The sequence below is a fragment of the Streptomyces sp. NPDC096136 genome (genome assembly GCF_044763325.1).
Taxonomy (GTDB): Bacteria; Actinomycetota; Actinomycetes; order Streptomycetales; family Streptomycetaceae; genus Streptomyces.
In genome coordinates, this window is record NZ_JBIWFZ010000025.1 from 40,289 (window position 1) to 62,676 (window position 22,388).

24 protein-coding genes are annotated in these 22,388 nt (G+C 72.1%); 11 read left to right on the forward strand and 13 right to left on the reverse strand.

Features of this window, described 5'->3' with window-relative positions; all coding sequences use genetic code 11:
• Positions 1-202: 202 nt before the first annotated feature.
• Entirely contained in the window at positions 203-850 is a 648-nt protein-coding gene (locus ACIRBY_RS33845; protein WP_403907972.1) for a TetR/AcrR family transcriptional regulator, read from the reverse strand.
• Positions 851-958: 108 nt separating this feature from the next.
• On the opposite strand from ACIRBY_RS33845, the gene ACIRBY_RS33850 reads away from it, so the two are divergent.
• Positions 959-1,630: a hypothetical protein gene (locus ACIRBY_RS33850; protein WP_403907974.1), complete on the forward strand. Its 672-nt coding sequence runs from the start codon at positions 959-961 to the stop codon at positions 1,628-1,630.
• A 678-nt stretch (positions 1,631-2,308) separates the two neighbouring features.
• Here the strand turns inward: ACIRBY_RS33850 and ACIRBY_RS33855 are convergent.
• Complete coding sequence (locus ACIRBY_RS33855) at positions 2,309-3,028, reverse strand: TetR/AcrR family transcriptional regulator (RefSeq protein ID WP_403907976.1); 720 nt, start codon at positions 3,026-3,028, stop codon at positions 2,309-2,311.
• A 94-nt stretch (positions 3,029-3,122) separates the two neighbouring features.
• On the opposite strand from ACIRBY_RS33855, the gene ACIRBY_RS33860 reads away from it, so the two are divergent.
• Positions 3,123-3,515, forward strand: a complete 393-nt coding sequence (locus ACIRBY_RS33860; protein WP_403907978.1) for a darcynin family protein — start codon at positions 3,123-3,125, stop codon at positions 3,513-3,515.
• A 482-nt stretch (positions 3,516-3,997) separates the two neighbouring features.
• A complete protein-coding gene (locus tag ACIRBY_RS33865) occupies positions 3,998-4,213 on the forward strand; it encodes a hypothetical protein (protein ID WP_403907980.1) in 216 nt (71 codons plus the stop codon).
• 113 nt (positions 4,214-4,326) lie between these two features.
• On the opposite strand, the gene ACIRBY_RS33870 is transcribed toward ACIRBY_RS33865, so the two are convergent.
• The gene (locus tag ACIRBY_RS33870) at positions 4,327-5,088 is read right to left on the reverse strand and encodes a hypothetical protein (RefSeq protein ID WP_403907982.1); all 762 of its coding nucleotides are present in this window, start codon (positions 5,086-5,088) and stop codon (positions 4,327-4,329) included.
• Between the two features lie 142 nt (positions 5,089-5,230).
• Between ACIRBY_RS33870 and ACIRBY_RS33875 the strand changes: the two genes are divergently transcribed.
• Positions 5,231-5,749 carry a DUF2809 domain-containing protein gene (locus ACIRBY_RS33875; RefSeq protein WP_403907984.1) on the forward strand — a complete coding sequence of 173 codons (519 nt, stop codon included), beginning with the start codon at positions 5,231-5,233 and terminating at the stop codon, positions 5,747-5,749.
• A 67-nt stretch (positions 5,750-5,816) separates the two neighbouring features.
• Here the strand turns inward: ACIRBY_RS33875 and ACIRBY_RS33880 are convergent, their stop codons facing one another.
• The 4 genes from ACIRBY_RS33880 to ACIRBY_RS33895 all read right to left on the reverse strand — a co-directional run bounded on the left by ACIRBY_RS33880 (position 5,817) and on the right by ACIRBY_RS33895 (position 11,266).
• Complete coding sequence (locus ACIRBY_RS33880; RefSeq protein WP_403907986.1) at positions 5,817-6,407, reverse strand: hypothetical protein; 591 nt, start codon at positions 6,405-6,407, stop codon at positions 5,817-5,819.
• A gap of 426 nt (positions 6,408-6,833) precedes the next feature.
• Positions 6,834-8,798: a HelD family protein gene (locus ACIRBY_RS33885; RefSeq protein WP_403907988.1), complete on the reverse strand. Its 1,965-nt coding sequence runs from the start codon at positions 8,796-8,798 to the stop codon at positions 6,834-6,836.
• A 400-nt stretch (positions 8,799-9,198) separates the two neighbouring features.
• Positions 9,199-10,608 (reverse strand): MFS transporter, encoded by a 1,410-nt coding sequence (locus ACIRBY_RS33890; protein WP_403907990.1) that lies wholly within the window; start codon positions 10,606-10,608, stop codon positions 9,199-9,201.
• A gap of 169 nt (positions 10,609-10,777) precedes the next feature.
• Positions 10,778-11,266, reverse strand: coding sequence for a DUF427 domain-containing protein (locus ACIRBY_RS33895; RefSeq protein WP_403907992.1), 489 nt, complete (start codon positions 11,264-11,266; stop codon positions 10,778-10,780).
• Between the two features lie 127 nt (positions 11,267-11,393).
• Between ACIRBY_RS33895 and ACIRBY_RS33900 the strand changes: the two genes are divergently transcribed.
• The 5 genes from ACIRBY_RS33900 to ACIRBY_RS33920 all read left to right on the forward strand — a co-directional run bounded on the left by ACIRBY_RS33900 (position 11,394) and on the right by ACIRBY_RS33920 (position 14,809).
• Entirely contained in the window at positions 11,394-11,918 is a 525-nt protein-coding gene (locus tag ACIRBY_RS33900) for a hypothetical protein (protein WP_403907994.1), read from the forward strand.
• 2 nt (positions 11,919-11,920) lie between these two features.
• Complete coding sequence (locus tag ACIRBY_RS33905; RefSeq protein ID WP_403907996.1) at positions 11,921-13,132, forward strand: sensor histidine kinase; 1,212 nt, start codon at positions 11,921-11,923, stop codon at positions 13,130-13,132.
• Positions 13,129-13,794: a response regulator gene (locus tag ACIRBY_RS33910; RefSeq protein WP_403907998.1), complete on the forward strand. Its 666-nt coding sequence runs from the start codon at positions 13,129-13,131 to the stop codon at positions 13,792-13,794. Before ACIRBY_RS33905 ends, ACIRBY_RS33910 begins: the two co-directional genes overlap by 4 nt.
• A gap of 21 nt (positions 13,795-13,815) precedes the next feature.
• Entirely contained in the window at positions 13,816-14,163 is a 348-nt protein-coding gene (locus ACIRBY_RS33915; protein ID WP_403908000.1) for a VOC family protein, read from the forward strand.
• A 187-nt stretch (positions 14,164-14,350) separates the two neighbouring features.
• On the forward strand, positions 14,351-14,809 hold the full coding sequence (locus ACIRBY_RS33920; RefSeq protein ID WP_403908002.1) for a hypothetical protein: 459 nt from the start codon (positions 14,351-14,353) through the stop codon (positions 14,807-14,809).
• An 81-nt stretch (positions 14,810-14,890) separates the two neighbouring features.
• Here the strand turns inward: ACIRBY_RS33920 and ACIRBY_RS33925 are convergent, their stop codons facing one another.
• Both ACIRBY_RS33925 and ACIRBY_RS33930 read right to left on the reverse strand, forming a co-directional pair.
• The gene (locus ACIRBY_RS33925; protein WP_403908004.1) at positions 14,891-15,232 is read right to left on the reverse strand and encodes a GNAT family N-acetyltransferase; all 342 of its coding nucleotides are present in this window, start codon (positions 15,230-15,232) and stop codon (positions 14,891-14,893) included.
• 22 nt (positions 15,233-15,254) lie between these two features.
• Complete coding sequence (locus tag ACIRBY_RS33930) at positions 15,255-16,196, reverse strand: pirin family protein (protein ID WP_403908006.1); 942 nt, start codon at positions 16,194-16,196, stop codon at positions 15,255-15,257.
• Positions 16,197-16,294: 98 nt separating this feature from the next.
• Between ACIRBY_RS33930 and ACIRBY_RS33935 the strand changes: the two genes are divergently transcribed.
• On the forward strand, positions 16,295-16,795 hold the full coding sequence (locus tag ACIRBY_RS33935) for a carboxymuconolactone decarboxylase family protein (protein WP_403908008.1): 501 nt from the start codon (positions 16,295-16,297) through the stop codon (positions 16,793-16,795).
• Positions 16,796-16,854: 59 nt separating this feature from the next.
• Here the strand turns inward: ACIRBY_RS33935 and ACIRBY_RS33940 are convergent, their stop codons facing one another.
• Entirely contained in the window at positions 16,855-18,459 is a 1,605-nt protein-coding gene (locus ACIRBY_RS33940) for an FAD-binding oxidoreductase (RefSeq protein ID WP_403908010.1), read from the reverse strand.
• 71 nt (positions 18,460-18,530) lie between these two features.
• On the opposite strand from ACIRBY_RS33940, the gene ACIRBY_RS33945 reads away from it, so the two are divergent.
• Positions 18,531-19,160, forward strand: a complete 630-nt coding sequence (locus ACIRBY_RS33945; RefSeq protein ID WP_403908012.1) for a TetR/AcrR family transcriptional regulator — start codon at positions 18,531-18,533, stop codon at positions 19,158-19,160.
• Between the two features lie 10 nt (positions 19,161-19,170).
• Here the strand turns inward: ACIRBY_RS33945 and ACIRBY_RS33950 are convergent, their stop codons facing one another.
• The 3 genes from ACIRBY_RS33950 to ACIRBY_RS33960 all read right to left on the reverse strand — a co-directional run bounded on the left by ACIRBY_RS33950 (position 19,171) and on the right by ACIRBY_RS33960 (position 22,345).
• Complete coding sequence (locus tag ACIRBY_RS33950; RefSeq protein ID WP_403908014.1) at positions 19,171-19,611, reverse strand: subtilase-type protease inhibitor; 441 nt, start codon at positions 19,609-19,611, stop codon at positions 19,171-19,173.
• Positions 19,612-20,119: 508 nt separating this feature from the next.
• Positions 20,120-21,103 carry a GNAT family N-acetyltransferase gene (locus tag ACIRBY_RS33955; RefSeq protein ID WP_403908016.1) on the reverse strand — a complete coding sequence of 328 codons (984 nt, stop codon included), beginning with the start codon at positions 21,101-21,103 and terminating at the stop codon, positions 20,120-20,122.
• A gap of 210 nt (positions 21,104-21,313) precedes the next feature.
• Positions 21,314-22,345 (reverse strand): hypothetical protein, encoded by a 1,032-nt coding sequence (locus ACIRBY_RS33960; RefSeq protein ID WP_403908018.1) that lies wholly within the window; start codon positions 22,343-22,345, stop codon positions 21,314-21,316.
• Between the last annotated feature and the right edge of the window lie 43 nt (positions 22,346-22,388).

Genomic DNA, 22,388 nt, shown 5'->3' on the forward strand with positions numbered 1-22,388 from the left:
ACCGACCACTGGTCCGGCCGATCTGCCCGCTCCACCAGGACGTGCGAAGGCCGGCGCGGTGGAATCGCCGTTGCGGCCTTCGCTGCGTCTCCGAGATCGCCCTTCTCGACTGCCTCCGGCGCTGAGCACGCCGTCGACCCGCAGCGCGCGGCCCGATCTCGGCGCCGGTGCGCTCCTGTGCGGTGAGGGTGCGCCGCCTGGTCTACGTGCCGGCCGCCGATGGCCGGGCGAGCGTCGCGAAGCCGGCGCAGAGCAGGCGGACGCTCTGGGTGAACTTCTCGTCCTGGCCCGGGCGTTGCAGGAGCGGGTCCATGACCAGGGGGAACCGCCGGCACAGGTCGGTGTAGAGCTCGGCGGTGACGGGCGGCGGCGCGGCGGGCCGGCTCTGTTCCTGGAGTACGAAGCCGGTGACGTGGCTGAGCAGGGTGTCGGCGGCGATGTGGCAGCGGTCGGCGGGCAGGCCGGCGTCGAGGAGGGTGCGCAGCAGGCGTTCCATCAGGGAGAGGGCGCCCGTGCTGAGCGTGCGGGGGCTCTCGGCGAGGAGTTGGGCGCCTCCGGGGTGCTGTGCGATGGCCCGGCGCAGGGTGGTGGCCTGGGCTTCGACGCGGTCCTGCCAGGTGGCGGCGGGAGTGAGGGAGTCGAGGGCCTCGGTGCCGGCGTCGTAGCCGCGGCGGCAGACCCGGTCGGCCATCAGGGCGAGCAGTTCGTCCTTGCCGCGGACGTGGTAGTAGAGGCTGCCCGCGTGGGTGTCCAGGCGGTCGGCGACCTGGCGCATGGACAGGTTCTGGTAGCCGACCTCGGCGAATACGGCCATGCCCGCGTCGACGATGCGCTCCTTGGTGAGCTTCATGCGCCCCACCGTACAACGCATTCCAACACCGTTGGAAATCTCTGCTAGCTTTGCCCCATCAGTTTTCGAACGGTGTTGGAAACGCCGTCGCCAGGGGGGAGTCAGGTCATGGAGGCGATCGTCTTCAACGTGACCACGGCCGCGCTGATGGTCATGATGTTCAACTGCGGGCTGGGCGTGGTCGGCCGCGACACCCTGCGCGGGCGGCCGCTGCCCTGGGCGGCGATGGCCCTGACCGCCGTAGCCGTCTGCGGGGTCGCGCTCCAGCTGGTGTGGTCCGGCGCCATGGACGCGCTGGACGCCGACCCGGCGAAGTCCGGCTGGTGGCGCGAGTTCACCTCGGTGTTCATGCAGAACGGCGGCCTCTTCGGAGGTCTGTGGAACCTCGTCACCCTGGCCGCCGTCGCCGCGCTCGCCCAGTGGTACTGGGGCGGGCCCCTGACCCTCGGATTCTTCCTCGCCGGCATCGTGCTCCCCGGCCGGATCGACACCCTGCTCGGCTTCGGTGACGCCCCCAGCGCCGACCCGCGCAACTTCGCCGGCAGCTCCGGCGCCACCTACTTCCTCGGCGCCACCCTCGCCCTGGCCCTCCTCACCCGCGCCCGCCTCCCCAAGGAGACCGCCCTCGCGCTCGCCGTCCCCGCCCTGGGCCTCGCGATGTGGCTGGCGCAGGACAACGGCCACGGGCTGGTGTCCGTCTACGGATTCGCCCTCGCGGCCGCGGTCTGGGCGCTCCGCAGCCGCCTTCCCCGCCGCGCACCGGACCGCACGACGGCCTGACTCGGCACTTCGACGGCCGCTCGCGGGAACGATGGCGTCGAGTTCCCGTGGGCGGCCAGGACTTCCCCGCTGGTCGTCCGGCCGCCGCAGGCCCGGCTGACCGCCACCGTCTCCTGGACGAGGGCGGACAGGTCGTCCCGCCGCTCGGTGCGGAGGGTGGCTATGGGTAGTCGATAGTGGGTGGTGAGCAGGGCGAGGGGTGCCAGGAACGCGAGCTTGCGGCGCTTCGACCGCCACCTGCGCCGGATGCGCAGCACCTACGCCGCCCGCCGCGCCGGCCTGCTCGCCGCACTGGCCGAACACGCCCCCGGGATACAGGTCACCGGCCTCGCAGCCGGCTGCCACGCCGTCGCCCACCTGACCGCCGACGCGGACGAACATCACGTCGTCACCGCCGCCCGCGCCCGGTCCGTCGGCCAGTACGGCATGAGCACCTGCCGCACCTCACGAGCCGGCACGCCGCCGCAACTCGTCCTCGGTTTCGGCAACGTCGGAACGCGGGGCATCGCGGAGGGCATCGCGATCGTGGCGGACCTGCTCAGGGTCCAACCGCAGGACACGGCCACTGAACAACGCCCCTGTGGTTACCGCCCGGACACCCGCCCGCTCGGGCTCGCCGCGAGCGACGGCGGCGGCCGGCGCGGGGGAGCGGCACTCCGGCGCGGACGGACCTGTTCGTTACGCGGCCGGGTCGCCCAGGTCCGCGAGGATCTCCCCGACGGTGCGCTCGAAGAGCGGCTCCGCGTCGGTGAGGGCGAAGTCGAGATGGCCGAAGGCCTCCACCGCGACGGCCCCGTACAGCCGGGCCCAGCTGCTGACGAAGACGTAGATCGCCTCCAGCGGCACCGGTTCGCCGGCCAGGTGCTCGCGCACCTCCTCCAGCTGCACCGTCCAGGCCGGGTCGAGGTCGGCCGGGGCGCGGACGGCGCCGCGCCGCCAGAGTTGGACCATGAGGTCGAGGACGACGGCGCCGAAGCGCCAGCTGGACTCGTGCGCGGCGTCCTCGGGGGCCGTGCCGGCGTCCGCGACCGGCTTGGCGAACAGCAGGACGAACTCCTGCGGGTGGCCCAGGGCCCACCGGCGCAGCTCACGGCAGACCTCGCGCAGCCGCTGGCCCGGCTCACCGGCCGGCCGGCGCTCGCCCGCCGCGGCCAGGGCGGCGGCCAGCTCCTCGTACAGGTGCGAGACCAGGGCCTGGACCAGCTCCCGGTGCCCGGCGTAGTACCGGTACAGGCCCGGCGCCGTCAGGCCCATCTCCCGGGCCACCGCGCGCACGGTCACCGCCTCCGGCCCCTCCTCGACCAGCAGCCGACGCGCGATGCGCATCGAGTCGGCCAGCGCCTCCTCGCGCACACGGTGCCGGCGCCTGCCCGCCGTGGATCCCGCCGTGTCCGTCATGTCCGCCGCCCTGCCTCCCGCTTGACAAAGTTAACAGGTATCACTTTAGCTCTCCATCGAAGTTAACGCTGTAAACAATTGCTCTGGGGGGCTCATGAACCACGGGATCGTACTGACCTACACGCTCACGCCGCGCTGGCTCGCCCTGCCGCGGGCGGAGCGCAACGCGATGCGCGCCACGCACATCGAACCGCTCTTCGCCGCGTACGCGGACCGGATCACGGCCCGCTTCTTCGACGCCGAGGCCTTCAACGGGCGCATCTCCGACTTCGCCGTCCTGGAGACCGAGGACCTGGGTGCCTACTACTTCCTCATCGAGGCGCTGCGCGACACCCCGCTCATCAGCGGCGGCTACCTCGTCCTCGGCGATGTCCTCATCGGCGTCCGGGACGGCTTCCAGGCCTACGAGCGCGAGCTCGGCCCCACCGGGGCGCCTGCCGGGACCGAGTCGGGAGCGGCGTCCTCGGACCGCAGCGGTGGCCGGTGACCCTGATGCGGGCCACCACCGCGACGCCGCTGCCACGGATCGGGGACCTGCGGTGGGCGGTCGCCTTCGAAATGCCGGAGCAGGGTGGCAGAGACCGCCAGGCGCACCCGCTGACCAGCACCTAGACGATCGCGGCGGCGAACAGGGGATCAGCGGCTTCGCGATCTCCCGCAGTCCGTGCGCAACAACCCGACTCCGCCTACCCCCATGCGAAACGCAACGACACCTCACCGCAAACGACGCCTCACCGCATGGGGCACGGTCCAGGGATTGCCGTACCGGCGATACCGGCGCACGTGAATGCGAGCACGGCCCTCAGGGCCTCTCCGGCGGGTTGCGGCACCGGCCATCCGGACCTGCGTCGACGGTGGCCCACTCCCGGCAGATGTCACTCGAATGGAGTAGCCAAACGCGCCACCCGCATGGGTGAAGATCAAGCTGAGTAGTGCCCCAACCGAGGCAATCCGTGAAAGGGAAACCACATGCGCATTCGACGAACCCTCGCCGCCGTCGTCGCCACGGCAGCCTTCGCCGGACTCGGCCTCGCAGGTGCCGCCACCGCCACGGCCGCCACCCACAACGCCACCGCCACCGCCCACACCGAAAGCCTCACTCCGGGTGAGTGCGTGGACGGCGGTGGAAAGGTGGTCGGGATGAAGTGCGTCGGCGGAACGGGCGACGGGAAGATGGTCGACTAACGCCCACTAGGCGCCCCGCAGCCACGCGCCGCGGGGCGCTCCCGCACGAGCACGCTGCAACGCCGCGTTTACCCCGAGATACGTACGCCACTGACCGGGCGCTTCGCTCCGCCTCATTCCAAAGAGCTCTTCGTGGGGTCGGCCCACCGGTAGAGGATGTAGGACGTGCAGCCCACGCCGACCAGGGTGTAGAGCAGCGTGGCCAGGTGGACCTGGTCGACCGGGGTCACCCCGAAGGAGGTTCCCGTCAGACTGGCGGCGCGCATGCTGACGACCACGCTGAAGAGGGACGCGCCGAGAATCCCGAAACGTGCCCCACTACGGTGATGAAATCGGCACGTCGAAGTCCCGGATCTTGAACCCTCCAGGCTGATGGCGTGATCGTATCCGGAGTTCGCGTTGTCGGCGACGTAGGTGAACTGGGAGGCGTCGTATTCGGAGTCCTCGATCCGGATCTTCACGTCCTGCTTGTCGAACGGGTACTCGCTCAGGTCGAATTTCTGCCGGAAGGTGCCGGATACCTTCACCTGGGACCAGTATGCGTTGCCGACTTTCTCCACGGACCTGTCGCTCTGCGTGACATCTTTCGCGTTGACGAAATCCAGTCGCCGAGTGGCGCCGAGGTCGGCGGTCGGGCACACGCTCCACAGCCAGAAGTCCGCGTTGATGGTCCGTGGTGAGACGTCGAGTCCGTAGAGGTCCGTGACGTAGGCGCCGACGCGGCAGCTGGAGGGCGCGGCCGTGGCTGCGGGGGCCGACACCCCTGTGACGGCCGTGAGCACGCTCGCGTACAGCAGCAGGGTGATCAGCCTTCGGTGTACCCGGCCTGCCGGTTTTCCGGCCCGGATTGCTCTGCCGGGTCGGCGGTCGGGCATTCCCATCACCTCAAACCAGCGGAGCCCACCGAGGTGCATTCCGGGCGACACGCTGTGCGGAGCGGCTGCCGACTGCTGCTGGACCTGCGTATCTCGCCGGGCCCCGGACGCGCCCGGCCCGGGCATCCGGCACCATGGCCCGATGGCCTCCGCACCCACGAATCCCGACCGCGAGATCAGGCACTCCGCCGCACCGGGCCGCGCCCCCGCCCGGCCGGCCCGCACCCGTGCGGCGGCGGTGGCGGCCGCCGCGCTGACCGTCGGCGCGGGGCTGGGGCTCAGGGCGGTGGCGGCGGGGGAGGTGGCCAAGTACGGAGGCGACGCGCTGTACACCGTCCTGCTCCTGACGCTCGTCGTCGCGGCCGCTCCGCGGCTGTCGCCTGCGCGAGCCGCGGTGATCGCGCTCGCCGCCAGTTGGGCCGTCGAGTTCCTCCAGCTCGGTCCGGTGCCCGCGGAGCTCTCCCGGCGCAGCACCCTCGCCCGTCTCGTACTCGGCTCCACCTTCAACGCGCCCGACCTGGCCTGGTACGCGGTCGGCGCCGCCGCGGGCTGGCTGCTCCACTCCGCACTGCGGCGGGCCCGGCGCAGCACCGGGGCACGCCAGGCGGTCTCTGGGGGGCCGTCTCCGATGGGCGTCGCCCGCACCGCCAAGCACACGTAGGGCCAAGGGGGATGTGGCGGTGCGGGTTCTGTACAGCGGGGTGACCGGAGGGCGCTGGTGATCGCCTTCACGGGATGAGCGGTGAGCAGCTTTCGACCGTACGGCGATCCCGCTGTGGTTCCACGGCCTTGAGCAGGCACTCGCGGTCGTCCGCGCTGAGCAGACCGTCCGGAAGGCCGTCGTCGTCCAGCAATGCGCGCAGTTCAGAGGCGTGCGCGGCGAACGCGGCCCTGCACTGTTCGCGTTCCGGGTGATCGCGGTCGTCGCCGAACAGCCCGGCCCAGCCTTCGGCGTTCGCCACGACGGGTTGGGACAGCACGGCGACGACGACCAACAGTTCGACCACGTCGGGGCGCACCGCGATGTCGGGGAGGGCCGCCAGGCGGATGAGGAAGGGCAAGGCGGTCGCCATCGCCGCGCTCGGGTGGAAGATGTCGTCCATCAGGACGTTCCCCAGCACGTGCAGGGCCTCGGGGCCGGCGGTCTGGTCGAGGAGTCCGCGGAAGAGGACCGGGATCCCGGCGGGGCAGCCGGGAGCCTGCGACCAGTCGGCGTCGACGCAGCCCGCAAGCGCGGGGTGGTCGCGTTCGGCTTGCCCTGCCTGCGGGTACTCGCGGAGGAACCGAGCGACGGCGGCCTCTTTGGCCGCCGCATCCATGCCACACATCCCTCTGCCCCCAGACCCGGCCCACACGGTGTCGCCCCGGCGGGCGCCTGCCGGAGGAGACTCTTCCCGCAGCGGCCCTCGAACGCAAGTGCCGATCCGCTGTCGACGCCTTGCGCGCCGGGCGCCTCTCGAGCCCACCCGCGCCGGCGGCGATTCCACCCGCCGGGGAAACCCTCCAGGAGGCGGGTGATTTCGAAAAGCAGGGGGACGGTGACGAAATGAATCCGAAAACGCTCGTCGGTCTCGGACCGGCGCGCCGGCACATCCACACCTTGTTCGCCCGGGACGTTTTTTCGCAGCACGCTCCGGGAATCCTCCGGCGGATTCCGGATCAGCGGACGGGGTGGATTCCGAAGCCGGACGAGCCGTCGGAGACGAGCGCTGCCCGGCGGGCGGGGGGCGCGGCCGCCCGAATCGTCAGGCGGGCCGGGCGGTGATGGTGCAGAGGCGTTTGGTCGCCCGCGTCAGGGCCACGTACAAGTCCCTTTCCCCACCGGGGCGGGCCGTGATGATCTCCTCGGGATTCATGACGACGACCCCGTCGAATTCCAGGCCACGGGCTTCGGACGCCGGCACGATGCGTGCGTGGCGGGCGACGCCCTGGGCCGTCAGCTCGCTCACCCTGGCGTCCGCGCAGATCACTCCCAGAAGCTCGCCCGGGTGCGCGGTGCTCTGGGCGCGGAGTTCCTGGACGACGGCGGTGGCCGACCCCTCCGCAGGCGCGGTCACGGTGCGAGGGCTCTCACCGCTGCGCAGCGACCTCGTCGGCTCCTGCTCCGGAGAGATCCGCGCGAGCAGGTCCCGGACGCTCTCCAGGATCTCCTGCGTGGTCCGGTAGCTGACGGTCAGGCGGTGCAGTCTGAACCGCGGTCCGACATGGGGGCTCAACGCTTCCTTCCAGTCGCGTGCGGTCGCGACCGGGCCCGCCTGGGCGAAGTCGCCCACCAGGGTCATCGCCCTGCCCGGGCAGCGGCGGACGATCATCCGCCACTGCATGGAGGTCAGTTCCTGCGCCTCGTCGACGACGACGTGCCCGAAGGTCCGCTCGGGGGGACCGTCGACCAGGCTCGCCGCCTCGTCCAGCAACGGCACGTCCGCATCGGTCCACGGGTCGTCCGGACCACGCAGGAGCAGGGACCGCTCCCGTACGGTCAGGCCGGGCAGGCGCTCGGCGAGCGCGTCGGCGTCCGTCAGGAGCGCCTTCACGAGGTCACCGGGGACCAGCCGCGGCCACAGCACCTCGACCGCCCGGTCGACGCCGGCGTCGTCGAGGAGATCGGCTCGGATGGCCTCCAGGTCCAGCTCGTGGGCCGGACCCGAGTCGGCCGCACCTTCGACGCGGCGCCGGGCGGATCCCGTGAACCGGTCGAGGTTCAGGCCCGTCATCCTTTCGGCATCGGCGTCGATCTGCTCCAGGAGGTCGCCCATGTCCCGCTGCATCGCGTCGGTGACGGCGTCCACCAAGAGCTCCCTGAACACCCGGCGTGCGGGGTTGTGCCCCGCTGCGGCTGCCACGGCGGCGTCGCGTGCCGCGGCGACCTCCTCGGCGGACAGACGGACGACTTCCTGTCCGACCCGCACGGTGAAGTCACCGGCGGGGGCCTGGCGGACGCGCAGCAGGCCGGCCAAGGCGTCGGCGAGCGCGGAGCCGCCCTTGACGCGCGCCGTGTCGAACGGGTCCACCGCGTCCGTGGACACGCCGGCCAGCTCCCGGCAGGTCGCCAGAACGACGTCGTTCTCGCCGAGTGAGGGCAGGACCTGTGAGATGTAGTCGAGGAACCGGGTGTTCGGGCCCACCACCAGGACCCCCTCCTGTGCGGCGCGCGGGAACGCGTACAGGACGTAGGCCGCCCGGTGCAGGGCGACCACCGTCTTGCCGGTGCCGGGCCCGCCCTGCACCACGGTCACCCCGCGGTGGGCGGAGCGGACGATCTCGTCCTGCTCGGCCTGCAGGGTGGCCACGGCCGTGTTCATCCTGCCCGTACGCCGTGCGGAGAGTGCCTCGGTCAACGGCCCGTCCCCCACGACGTCCTCGTCGGTCGGGGCGGTCCCGTCCAGCAGTTCGTCGCTCACCGAGACGACCGTGCGCTCCTCGAGCCGCAGGTGCCGGCGCCGCCGCAGGCCCATCGGGTGGACCGGTGTCGCCTCGTAGAAGGGGCGCGCCGCGTGCGCGCGCCAGTCCACGAGCAGAGGCAGCTCGTCCTCCTCCGTGTGCAGTCCGATCCGCCCGATGCGCAGGGCCGTTCCATCCGTCCGGTCGATGCGCCCGAAGACCAGCCCCTTTTCGGCGCCCTCCAGCCGGCCGATTTCCCGGGCCAGACGCTCGGCGGCGATTTCCCTCTCGTATGCCTCACCGGCGCTTTCCGCCGGGGTCTTCAGCACGCTTGCGCGGTGCGTGCGAGCTTCGGAAAGCCTTTCGGTGAGCAGTTCGTAAACGGAGGACACATAATCCCGCTCCGATGCAACCGCACGCGCAGCGGGACCATTCATTTTCGACAACGGGGACTCCTTCGATCCGGCCCACACCATACGGTCGAAGATCCCTGAAAGTAAGTCTTGACTTACTTGGTGAATGATGGCCCTGTGGCTGAAGCCCCGACGGCCGAGCGGCCTGGCCGTCGCGTATTCTGCCATTCCGTTTATCGCTCATTGCGCTCCCGATGCCCCGATGCCCACCCGTCCGGTGTTCCTGGTGCTCCCGGTGCGCCCCGGTCAGGGCCGGGCCCGCGGGCTGTCGCCGGAGCATCGGGGCAGGCTCTCCCGGCCTCTGGAGACCACGGGCTCACGGCACCCTCGACGCCGGTGGCGGCCAGGGCGCGCGCATGGACAGGGGTGGCACCTTGCCGAGCCGGACCAGGTGGTGCCGGACGCCCATCACCACGACGGAGGCGGACAGGATCACCGTCCCGCCGAACCGCAGGATCGCGTCGTACGCGGCCTCAGCGGGCACCTCGGGTGTCATCGCCGTGATCGCGGAAGCCGCAGCGGCCAGTGCGATGGCGCCCAGGGTGACGAGGAACGTCAGTAGCACTCCCGACGCTTCCCCCGCTCTGGCCGCGGGCACGACCTGCTGAGTGGCGACGCTGGAGAACGTCCAGCCCAGCCCGAGTCCGAGGCCGCACCAGGCGAACACGGGAACGTAGAGCCACCAGGCGGTGGCCAGACTCAAAACGATCATGCCCGTTCCGGCGATCGCTCCCGCGAGCGCCATGACGGCAGTGGCCCGCATCCGGGGCGCGAGCCTGGCCCCCAGAGGGCCGGTGAGCGCCACCACCACGGCCGGGGCGAGGAACACGACACCCGCCATCAGGGGCGAGAGCCCTCTGACACCCTGCAGGTAGAGCGTCGCGACGAAGACGGTCACGGCATACCCCATGTCGGCGACCGAGCCCAGCGCCGTGACCAGCACATAGGGAGTGTTCCGGAAGAGCTTCAGATCGACGAGCGGGTGGCGGATCCGCTTCTCCCGCCGCACGAACAGGAAGCCGGCCAGGACCGCCACGCCGAAGAGGGCGAGCGTCAGAGCGTGGTCCCAGCCCCAGGCGCTGCCGCGCTCGACGGCCAGGGTGAGGGCCGCGAGCCCGCACACCACGGTGAGGCAGCCGATCAGGTCGAGCTGCCGGGGCGCGGTCGGGTCACGCGAGTCGGGGACGAACAGCACGGCGATGACCAGGGAGAAGGCGCTCAGTGGTGCGAGCAGCCAGAAGATGTACCGCCAGCCGGGCCCTTGGGTGAACCCGCCGCCGACGAACGGTCCCAGTGCCGTCCCGATGTTCGCCACGCCGAACACCGCGCCCAGCGCACGGGCGCGGTTCTCTTGCGTGAAGGTGTTGCTGATGACGGAAACCGACACGGGGAAGACGAAGCCGGCTCCTACGCCCTGGACGACGCGGGCGGCGACGAGCAGCACGAGCCCTGGTGCGAGCGCGCAGCCGACGGAGCCGATCACGAAGAGCGCGAGCCCGCCCAGAAGGGCCTTCCTGCGCCCGAAGACGTCTCCCACCCTGCCGCCGATGATGAAGAAGCAGCCGATGGCGAGCATGTAGGCGGACAGTGTCCACTGGGCAGCGGATTCCGACACGTGGAGCTCACGGGCAATGCCGGGAATCGCGAGGTTCAGTGCGAAGAAGTCGACCTGCACACAGAAGAGGGCCACGGCGACGGCGACGAACGCCCCCTTCCGGGCGGCCACCCCGGGGTCTGGTCTCATGCTCGTCCTCTCCGCTCACGAGCACACGCCCCGAAGGGCGCCCCAGCGCCATTGTCGTGCGCCGCAGATCTCCCCGCAGCGCGACCGAGGCGGTCATCGGGCCCGGGCCGCCGCACCCGGGGCGACCCGGACACGACGGATCGGCGGGGCTTCACCAGAGGCTGGTTCCCGCCCCGCCCTTGAACGGGCCCTGGATCTCGTCCGTGATCCAGCCGCCGTAGAAGTCGCCGGGCTGGGCCCGGACGCTCCGGCCGTCGACCGTGCACAGATCGACTCTGCCCGGATAGAACGCCAGGTGTCGGGCGATCCTCCGGTAGCCGGCCGCGGGAGCCTCATAGCTCCAGGCCGCATCGGCGACGGTGTCCCCGCCCACGACGAGCGTCCAGTAGGTGGCCAGGCCCTTCCACTCGCAGAAGGTCCCCTTCCGTGAGCGGGACAGCAGGTCGGTGCGCACATCGTCGCGCGGCACGTAGAAGACGGGGGGATGGCTCGTTTCCAGGACGCGCCGGCAACCCCGGGAGTCGGCGAGCGTCACTCCCCGATGTCGTATCACCACATGCCGGTCGTCCGGCTCCACGCTCGGTGGACGGGGGTAGTCCCATACCGACTCCGGTGGCCGCAGCCCGTGCGCGTCGCTCATCGCGTACACCTCCCTCGGTACTTCCCCGTTCGCGGCGGAGACGGATGCACCGGCCGGGCCGATCTCCACCCCCTTCTCCACCCCCGGGTCCAGGCGCGGAGAGCGGCATCGCCGCAGTCTGGAGGGCATGACAGCAACCGAGTGGATCACCGACACCGCCCTCGTCCTGATCGTCTTCCGGCAGCTGCGGGAGGGCCGCCTCGACCACAAGACCTTCCTGCTCCCGCTGGCGATCGTGGCCTTCGTGGGGTACTCGTACCTGGACTCCGTCCCCACCGCCGGCAACGACCTCGTGCTGATCGGGGCCCTGACGGCGGTGGGCGCCGCGCTCGGCGTCGCCGGGGGCATCTACACCCGCATCCGCACCCTCGACGGAGACCTCCTGATCAAGGCCGGCGCCGTGTCGGCCGTCCTCTGGATCGCCGGCATGGGAGCCCGGATGGGGTTCCAGACCTGGGTGGAGCACGGCGGCGGCGCCGACGACGTCGCCCGGTTCAGCCTCGCGCACCACATCACCAGCGGGCAGGCGTGGGTCACGGCCTTCGTCCTGATGGCACTCACCGAGGTCGTCACCCGGGTGGCCACGATCTACGTACGCAGCCGGGCGGCCCGGGCGGCCCGCACCCTGCCCGTGCCCGCCACCACGGTCTGACCGTGCCGTATCTTCGGCATGTGCCCGCGGACCCGAGCGCCCCGCACCCCGGCGACGACAGCCGCCGGGGGGCGGGCGCGCGCCCCGTACCGGGGTACGACCCGCGTGCGCACTGGGTGGTCTCCGTCGCGGTCGTCGTCGTGGGCCTCCTGACGATCCGACCCATGGGACCGAGCGGCCGGGGCCTGGCCGTCGCCCTCCTGTTCGTGGTCAACTCCGCCGCGCTGCTGGCCCGTCGGCTGCCCGAGCACAGGGTCCCGCAGCGCATCGCCCTCGTCTGGCTCTCGCTCGGGGTCGTCGCGGCGGCCGCCCTGATCGGCCTGAGCAGCAGCGGAACGGGCTACCTCTTCGCCTTCTTCCTCGCCGGACACATCGGCTACCGCCTGGACACCAGGCCCGCCCTCGTCCTGGCCGGGGTGTGCAGCCTGCTCTGCGGCGCCGTGCTGTACCTGCGCCTCGGACCGGGGCACGAGGCGCTGCCGTGGGTCTTCGGCCTCACCACCGGCGTCCCGGTCGTGATCGGCATCGTCAACCGCAGCCGGCGGCAGGCCGTCCGGGCGGCGATCGACGCTGCGGAGGCGGCCGAACGGGCCGCCCGCGCCGAGGCGCGCACCGCCGTGCTGAGTGAACGGGGCCGGATCGCCCGGGACGTGCACGACGTCCTGGCGCATTCCCTCGCCGGGATCAACATGCAGCTGGAGCTGGCGGACGCGCTGATCGACACGGGGGACCTGGAGAAGGTCCGGGAGGCCCACGCCAAGGCCCACCGCCTCGTCAAGGAGAGCCTGGAGCAGGCGCAGTGGACCGTGCACGCCCTGCGCGAGGACGTGCTGCCGCTGCGGGAGAGCCTGGCCGCGATGCTCGCTTCCTCGGGCCACCCGGGCGTCCTCGCCGTCACCGGGACCGTGCGCGAGCTGCCCGCCCCGGCGGGCCGGAACCTGCTGGGGATCGCCCAGGAGGCCCTGACCAACGCGGCCCGGCACGCTCCCGGGGGAGCCGTCGCCGTGGAGCTGGCGTTCGCGCCGGCATCGACCGCACTGAGGATCCGCAACCGCCCCGCCACCCGCCCGGCGGTCCCGGGCGCGGGCAGCGGGATGGGACTGATCGGCATGCGTGAACGCGTCGCCCTGCTGGGGGGAACGCTCACCGCGGGCCCGGTCACCGAAGGCCCGCACCAGGGCGACTGGCAAGTGGAGGCAGTGATCCCGCAATGACCGGAGACATGGCGCGGCAGCAGCCGTTGAAGGTGGTCGTCGCCGACGACCAGGCAGCCGTCCGCGAGCCCCTCGCCGCGGTCCTGGCCCTGGCCGAGGGGATCGAGGTCGTCGCGGCCGCGGCGAACGGCACCGAGGTGATGGCGGCCGTCGCCGCCGGCCCGGTGGACGTGGTGCTGATGGACCTGAGGATGCCCGTCATGGACGGCATCGAGACGACCCGCCGGCTGGCCGGGGAGCACCCGGAGGTCGCGGTGGTCGTCCTCACGACCTTCGCCGACGACGACTCGATCCTCGGCGCGCTGGGCGCGGGAGCCCGCGGCTACCTGACCAAGAACGCCGGACGCCAGGACATCACCCGCGCGATCCGGGCCGCGGCCGCCGGCCAGTCCGTACTCGACCGCGCGGTCCAGGACCGCCTCCTCGCCACCGTCAGGACCAAGGCGCCCTCGCCCGACCGGCCCCTGCCCGAGGACCTCACCCCGCGTGAACGCGAGGTCCTCGCGCTGATCGGCCGGGGCCTGCCCAACCGGGGCATCGCCGAGCGGCTCTTCATCAGCGAGGCCACCGTCAAGACCCACATCAACAACCTGTTCGCCAAGGCCGGGATCCGCGACCGCGCGGACGCCGTCCGCCGCGCCATCGCCTCGGGCCTGGCCTGACCTGTCACTCGGGAGTTGCCGATGTCCGTTCGCCGCGTCGTACCCAATGTCCGGTCGGAGGCCGTAGGGGAGAGCCGGGAGTTCTACGGTCTGCTCGGCTTCGAGGAGGTCATGGACCACGGCTGGATCATGACGCTCGCCTCCCCGTCCAGTCCGACGTCGCAGATCAGCTTCATGGCCGAGGACAGGACCGCACCCGTCACTCCCGACATGAGCGTCGAAGTGGACGACGTGGACGCGGCCTACGCGGCCGTGCTGGAGAGCGGCGCGGAGATCGTCCACCCCCTGCAGGACGAGGAATGGGGGGTGCGCCGGTTCTTCGTCCGCGACCCCAACGGCCAGGTGGTCAACGTACTGGGCCACCGCTGAAGGCCGCGCAGAGCGCGTCCCGAGGGGAGCGGCCGCCGCCCGGGAAGGCGGTGTCTGCCGGAATAGGACCCACCGCCCCCTGATTCCGGTCATTTGCGGCCGTGGGTGCCGGAGGCGTCTTGTGGCCCCCGGCGCGGCGTGAGGGAATGCCGCGACGGTGTCGCCTCCTGGACGAGGAGTGGTGAACATGTTGTCCCGATCACGCGTGGCGCGGCACGGAACGGGCGAACTGACCCGGCGGGGCGCGGTGGCGGCGGCCGCCGCCGTCCTCGCCCTGACGGGGTCGGTGATCGGCGCGGCCGGCTCCGCGCGGGCCGCCGCACCGGTCTGCGAGGGGACCAAGGTCGACACCCTGGACTTCGCGACCGGGTACACCTACCTCTACTACAACGCGGCCACCGGCCAGAACTGCGCGTACACCGTGCCCAAGAGCGGCAGCGGTACCCCGCAGCTCATCGCCGTGGGGCTGTTCCGGGCCAGCGACAACAAGGGTGCCTTCGACAGCAAGCCGGACTACAGGTACTACGCCGGACCGGTCCGTCTCGACGCCCGCGGCACCTGCGTCCTGTTCAACGGACAGGTCGCGTCCATCTCCGCCACCTCGGGCTGGGGCCACTGCGGCACCCTGGCGGCGGCTGCCCGGTGAACACTGCGCGGCGGCGCGGCGCGGACTCCTCGTGGTCATGCCGCGCCCCGCGGGACACCGTACGCGCTCTCCCTCAGGGAGTCAGCGCCCGAGTCGGGCGTCGAGCCAGGTGAGGACCTCGGGGGTGACGGGGTCGGTGATGTCCGCGAACTCCTGGTGCCTGGTGAGGAACTTGGCCACGTACGGGCAGACGGGCACGATCCGCATCCCGGCGGCGCGGACGTCGGTCAGGGCCTGTTCGACGAGGATCGCGGCGAGTCCCTGGCCGGCGTGGGCCTCGTCGATCTCGGTGTGGAAGAAGACCCGCTGGCCCTCGCGGTCGCGGTAGGCGGTCAGGCCGGCGTGTTCGCCGTCGACCAGGATCTCGTAGCGGTGGCGGGCGTCGACGCGGCGGACGACGGGGGTGGTGGTCTGGTCGCTCATGACGGGCCTTTCGGTGCGGTGTTCAGCGGTGGGTGGGGTTCTTGCGGGGGGTGATCACGGCGTTGGGCAGGGCGGGGGCCGGGAGCCGGTCGCCGGGGTAGCCGTCGACGCTGCCGAAGCGGTCGGAGGCGCGTTCCCACTCCTCCCGTGCCTCGACGATGTCCTGGTGGCTGCGGCCGATGAAGTTCCACCACATCACGATCTCCTCCTGGAAGGGCCGGCCGCCCAGCAGGACCGTTCGGGCCGGGCGGCCGGAGTCGTTGGTGAGGGTGAGGGTGGTGCGGCCGGGGGCGGCGTAGCCGAGTTCCGCGGGGCGCAGGGGAGTGGTGTCGAGGCGGACGTCGCCCTCGTCGACGAGGAGTCCGTGCTCGAAGCCGGGGTCGACGTCGAGGGTGAGGGTGGCTCCGGCGTCGATCAGGACCTCGGCGCCGAGGAGCGGGGTGAAGGTGCGGACGGGGGAGGTGTCGCCGGCGAGCGTGCCGAGGAAGACCCGCACTTCCGCGCCGTCGACGCGGACCGGCGCGGGTGCGTGGTGCTGGAACTCGCGGGGCGCGTGGCGGTGTTCGCCGGGGAGGGCCACCCAGAGCTGGACGCCGTGGAGGACGGTGGTGCCGGGGGTGGAGACCTCGGTGTGGCTGATGCCGTGGCCCCCGGTCATGAGGTTGATCTCGCCGGGCCGCACGAAGGCGTGGGTGCCCAGGCTGTCGCGGTGCTCGATCTCCCCGCTGAACAGCCAGCTGACGGTCTGGAGCCCGGTGTGCGGGTGGGGCGCGACGTCCATGCCGCCGGAGTCGGAGACCCGGTCGGGGCCGTAGTGGTCGGCGAAGCACCAGGCCCCGATGAGCGTCCGGGCCCGCTGCGGCAGGGTGCGTCGTACGGTCATCGCCCGCGGGCCGCCCAGCGGGACGTCGCGGGCGGTGAGGACCTCGACCCCGGTTTTGAACCCGACCTCCGTGTGATCCATCTCCCGGCCTCTCTCCCACCAAAGTAGTTTCGTTTTCAACAACTATCGATGATCATAGTCCTGAAGACGACCCGGGACAACAGGCGTAGGAGCCCACCATGACCGAGACGGCGCAGACCACGGCAGCCCACCGGACCAACGGCCGGATCTACCTCGACAAGCAGAACCCCTCCGCGTACCAGGCGCTGGTCAAGACCGCGGACACCGTCCGCGCGGCGGCCGCCGGGGCCGGCCTCGACAGGATCCTGGTCGAGCTGGTCAACCTGCGGGTCTCCCAGCTCAACGGCTGCGCGGCCTGCCTCGACGTCCACACCCGCGCCGCCCTGCGCGCCGGGGAGACCTCCCGCCGCCTGGGCGTGCTCGCGGCCTGGCGGGACACCGAACTCTTCTCGGCCCCCGAGCGCGCGGCCCTCGCTCTCGCCGAGGCCACCACGCACCCCGCCGACGCCCTCGCCCAGGAGCGCGCGTACGCACAGGCGCGGGAGGTGCTGGACGACGACGAGATCTCGGCCGTGATCTGGGTGGCGATCACGATCAACGCCTTCAACCGCGTCTCGATCCTCAGCAAGCACCCGGTACGGGACGCACCCGCCCACTGACCCCCTGCGGGCTCTCCACCCACCCCGACGGCCCCGGCGCCACCGAGCCCGCCGCGACGTCAGCCCACGAGCACGCCGGGGTTGAGGATGCCGTTCGGGTCGAGCGCGGACTTCGCGGCCGTCAGGGCCAGGGCGAAGGGTTCGGGGCGCTGGCGGTCGTAGCCCGGGCGGTGGTCCCGTCCCACGGCGTGGTGGTGGGTGATGGTGGCGCGGTGCCGGTGCAGCACCTCGCCGGCGACGGCCTTGAGGTCGTCCCAGAGCGCGACCCCGTCCCCGGCCCGGCCGGCGGCCAGCACCGTGAAATAGGGGGCGGCGCCGTCCGGATAGACGTGTGTCAGGCGGCAGTTGACGGTGGCGGGGTGTCCGGTGGCCTTCAGCGCCGCCGCACCGACCTCGGCGCGCACCTCCTCGATCAGGGCGGGGACGCGGTCCCAGGTGGCCGCCGTCTCGAAGGTCTCCGCCACCGCGCCCATCCGGACCAGCCCGTCGCGCAGGTAGGGCATCCGCAGGAAGGCCGCCCGCCAGGCGCCGACCGCCGCGTCGTCGGCCGGGGCGGCACCCGGACCCCGGTCGGGGCCGCGGCGCCCGCCGTGGGAGCGGGCCAGCTCCACGGCGCGCGCGAGCCGCCCGTCCACCGGTTCGCCCGCCGACTCGAAGCCGAGGACGAGGACGGAGGAGTCGTCCCCGGCGGCTCCCGAGAGGGCGGCCTCACCCGGGTCGAGGAGGCGGCAGTTGGCGGGCGCGAGGTCGGACTGCGCGAGCTCGCGGACCGCGCGCAGGGCGGCGTGGAAGTCCGTGAAGGCGACGGCCGCGGAGGCTTTGTGCCGCGGCCGTTCCTGGAGTCGCATCCATGCCTCGGTGATGACCCCGAGGGCGCCCTCCGACCCCAGGAAGAGGCGGTCGGGCGAGGGGCCGGCGCCGGAGGCGGGCAGGCGCCAGGAGCTGCTCGTACCGGCGGGGGTGACCACGTTCATGGACTGGACGAAGTCGTCGATGTGGGTGCGCCCGGTGGCGTAGTGGCCGCCGGCGCGGGTGGCGAGCCAGCCGCCGAGGGTGGAGAACTCGAAGCTCTGCGGGAAGTGGCGCAGGGTGAGTCCGTGCGGGCGCAGTTGGCGTTCCAGGTCCGGTCCCAGTGCGCCGGCCTGGATGCGCGCGGCGCGCCCTTCGGTGTCGACCTCCAGGACGCGCCGCATGGCGGTCAGGTCGAGGGACAGCACCGCGCGGTGGGCGTCGCCGCGGTACTCCACTCCGCCGGTGACGGAGGAGCCCCCGCCGTAGGGGACGACGGCGACCGCGCGTTCCCCGGCCCAGTCCAGGAGGTCTGCCACGCCCTGCTCGTCGACGGGGCGCGCGACGAGGTCGGGGATCCGGCCGGGCTGCCCGCGCAGGGCGCGGACCACGTCGCGGTAGGCCTTGCCCATGGAGTGGGCCGCGCGGTCGGCGGGCTCGGCACTGACGAGGCGGGCGAGGCTCGCCGGCGGTTCGACGGCGGGACTCCCGATGCGGAGGTCGCGGACGGCCGGGACGGGCAGCGGGCGCGCGAGGGTGCCGGGGAGCAGTGCGCCCATCGCGGCGCATTCCGCGTCGTCGGGGTGGGCGTCGGTCCAGCCCCAGCCCCACCAGGAGCGGGTGCGGAGGGTCGGCTGAGCGGTGGGGCCGTCCATGGGGGCACTCCGGGGGTCGCGGCGAGCAGGAATTTACCTTGGGGTAAATTACGTACTGGTAATATCGCTTCATGGCAACCCCTTCCTCGAAAGCCGGCACCAAGGGAGTCCCCCGGGAGCACCGCGCGCGGCAGATGCTGGACGCCGCCACGGAGGAGTTCGGCACCCGCGGTTACGCGGCCGCGTCGCTGCCCGCGATCGCCGCGCGGGTGGGCGTCACCAAGACGCTGCTGCACCAGTACTTCGGGACGAAGGAGGACCTGTACGTCGCCTGCCTGGTCCCGGTCGGCGACCGCCTGCTGGGCGCCGTCCGGGCGGCGATGGGGCCGGACCCGGCCACTGCCCGGACCCCGCTGCGCGTGCTCCACGCGCTCTTCACCGCACTGGAGGGGCAGCGGGAGGCGTGGTTCGTGCTCTACGACAGGACCCTGCCGACGGACGGGGAGGCCGCGCGCCTGGCCGGCGAGTACTGGGCGGCGATCGACCGCCTGGCCGCCGCGGGCACCGCCGACCTGCTGCGGGGCGCCGGTTCCACCGATCCGCTCGACGCCGACGCGCTCATGTACGTCTGGCGGGACCTGGTGGCGACCCTGGTGCGCTGGTGGGTCAAGCACCCGGAGCAGACCCCGGAGGCCATGACCCGGCGGTGCGCCCGCCTCTTCGCGGCCGCGGCGACCCTCGCCGCGGAGGACGGCCGGTGATCCCGCGGCGTCAGAACGCGTAGAGCGCGTTGCCGTTCAGGGCCGCGGACATCTCGCAGGAGTTGGGGAAGGTGTTCTGCCAGCTGAGGCGGCCGCCCTTCCAGACGCCGTCGGCGGTGACCGTGACGGGGTCGTACTGCCGCGGGCAAGGACGGGCCGGGGTCGGGGCCGCCAGCAGCCGGTCGAGCTCGCCGCCGGTGGCGTTGAGGGCGTCGCACGCGGCCCGGGGGTTCGGGTGGGTGCCCTCGGCGGCGTACCCGCAGCTCAGCACGACGGCCCGCAGGACGGTGCCCTTGGCGGCGTCGGCCCCCTTGGTGAAGGTGAAGACCATGGCGGAGGTTCCGGACGCGGCGGAGGGGGCGGGGGTCGCGGGCGCGGCCTGCGCCGCTCCCGTGGCGGTGGCGAGGCAGAGGAGGACGGCGGCGGAGACTACTGCGGAGCGGTGGCGCATGGCGGGGCTCGCTTTCGATTCAAAGGTTGAAACTGGCCCTATCTCTGTCATCCAGCGACCAGTTGGGGGCGACACTGTCAGATGCGAAAGTCCCTCGCACATCGAGGATCGATTTACGGACGGGGTGTTCGCATACCGGATCCCTGGTGGCGGCTACCGACCGTGCGCGGCGCAGCGCTTCAGAGTGACCGGATCGATACGCCGGCGGGACCCCGGGAGGGGCGCGTGAGGGCCGAGCGACCCGCGCGTTCGGCACGTCGGGCTGATGACGCGCCGCATATCGACGACGCGGCGCTGTCGGCCGCGGTGTGTCTGATGCGGCCAGGGGCCGAGGTGGTGACGGTGTTCTCCGGCGTCGCGTACCGGCGGTCGGACGAGGTCGTGGTCCTTGCGCCGGTGCACCCGCCGCCGGCTCCGGGGCCGGCCTGCGGGCGTTCTCGCGCGGTGGTCCGTACGGGAGGAATGGTCAAATCCTGTGGACTGATCGGACCGCCCACGGGCCGGTCGGTCAAGCAAGCGGCTTGCGGTAGCGGACGTGCTCGTTCCGCCGCCGGAACCCCACGCTCTCGTAAAGGCGGTAGGACCGGTGCGGATTTGCCGTGCCCGTGAACAGCCGAGCGGTCGTTGCACCCTGCTCGCGAAGGCTTCGCAGCCCGTCCAGCAGCAGGGCCCGGCCGATTCCGAGGCGTCGCTGGTCCGTCCGGACACTCAGCTCTTCGACCTCGCCCACGGTGTGGTCGTGGCGGCGGACGGAGCAGAGGGCGATGCCGACCATGTCCTGCCCGTTCCATGCAGCCCTCCAGCATGTCGAGTCGGCGGTGTCGACGAAGTCCTGGAACGGCCATTTTTGAGTGAAACCGGCATCCGCGTACGAATCGACGATCGTCCTCCAGGCTGCACGGTAGTGGCTTGCCCCGATCGGTCCCGTCCGTATCCCGGCCGGCAGTTCGCTGTCCCGCTCGGGCAGCTGCTGCAGTCCGCCCAGTTCCATCTCGACCAGGCTGAAGACACGTCGGTAGCCGGCTGCGAGGAGAAGGGCGGTGGCGTCCTCTTCGGAGACTTGAGCGTTCGCGCCGATCACTGCCGTCCGAGTCGTTCCGTGCTGTTCGACGAGCCGGCGGATCCGCTCTTCGGCCCGGCTCAGCATGGCTGAGCCGATGCCCTGGCCGCGGTGCTGGGGCACGAGGTAGCCGCGGTGCAGGTAGAGCCACGTATCGTCCCGCTCTTGCCACCACCGGATCGTCGAGTAGCCGACGACTCTCCCCTCGTGTACCACCAGGGTCTGGTTCTTGGACGGCTCCTCCAGCCTGGCGGAGGCTTCGGCGATCTCGGCTGCTGTCGGGAGCCCTTCCACAACCGAACGGGCATCGACCCCGTCACGTTCAGCACACCCCAGCCGCACCGCGGCCATGGCGCCGTGGTCGTCGCCGCCGCGATACGGCCGGAACCCGAAGCCGACCGGAAGGTCCTGTCCTGGTGTGTCATCCGACATGACCGGATGGTCTCGAAGTCCGGGGCAGGCACGCCACCCTATTCCTGCCGCGGTCGTCTGCGGCCGGCGGTTCCAGCACGCACGAGTGCGCCTGCCCGCGCCGCACCCTGGAGTGCACACGTCGGCCCACACGTATGCGGGAAGGTACGCCCTCCGCATCCCGCCCGGGGCTGATCCACAAGTCCTGGGCATCGCTCCCGTGCGCGGCAGCTACTGGATGCTCTTGAGGTGTGGGTGTCCAGGGTCGGCCGGGCAGGCGAAGATGTTCAGCTTGCCCCAACGGCCCACTTGGACCCGGGTGGGCTCGCCGTCCCCGCCGACAGCCGCATCCCGTTCCTCCAGGGGCGTCCAGCTGATGCGTCCGCCGCCCCACTCCGAGCTGTCGATGGTCAGCAGCAGCTCCATCGCGGCCGCGCAGGCGGGGCACTCCAGGACGTCGGCGTCGGTCAGGTTCCAGGACGCGTAGCCCCCGGCACGCCAGCCGGGCGGGATGGACAGGTCGAACTGGTAGGTCGGCCAGTCCCCTTCCTCCACGTCCGCTTCCTCGGCCTCCTCTTCGAGGGCCTCCTCCCTGGCTTCGATCCGAGCACACAGCTCTTCGGGCAGCAGCCCCGCGAAGGGGTACGTGACCACCTGCTCGGGGTGCAGCACGCACGGCTCGGGCACGTATCCCTCGAAGCCCACGACCTCCGGCACGGGCGGCCGGGCCATCACCTCGACGACCTCCCACGACCGGCGCCAGCGCAGGTCCAGCAGCATGCCGGTCCGGTTCTCGCCGTGTGCGTCGAAGGGGCACCAGAACACCTGGAGCAGATCGCTGTCCCGCGGCCCCGCGAGCAGGTCGGGCACGTCCCGGCGGTACAGCTGGGCCAGACCGATCATCGGGAGCGGGTCCGTCTCCCCGCACTCTCCCGACGCCCGGTACCTGCGCCTGAGCTCCTCCAGGAGCCGCCGTTCCTCGTCCGTGGGACCGCGCTCTGGGTCCCGGGCCCACGCGGCGGCCAGGAGCTGCCGCTCCCGGTGGATGTCCGCGGGGCGCCGGCCGCGCCCGTGGGGGTGCGGATCGGTGCACACAGGCCACGGCTCGTCCGCCGGCCAGAGCATCGGGCCGCCCACGGAGCTCACCGACGCGTCGGGGCTGCCCGGCCGCGGGTGCAGGCGGGTGGTCGTGCCGCGGTGGGCGGCGAGCCCGGGGAAGAGCCCCTCGACGTCGAGCGGGCGCGGTGGCGTGGTCCTCGTCATGTTCCCGAACCCTAAGACCTCGGCAGACCCGGCCCGCAGCCGG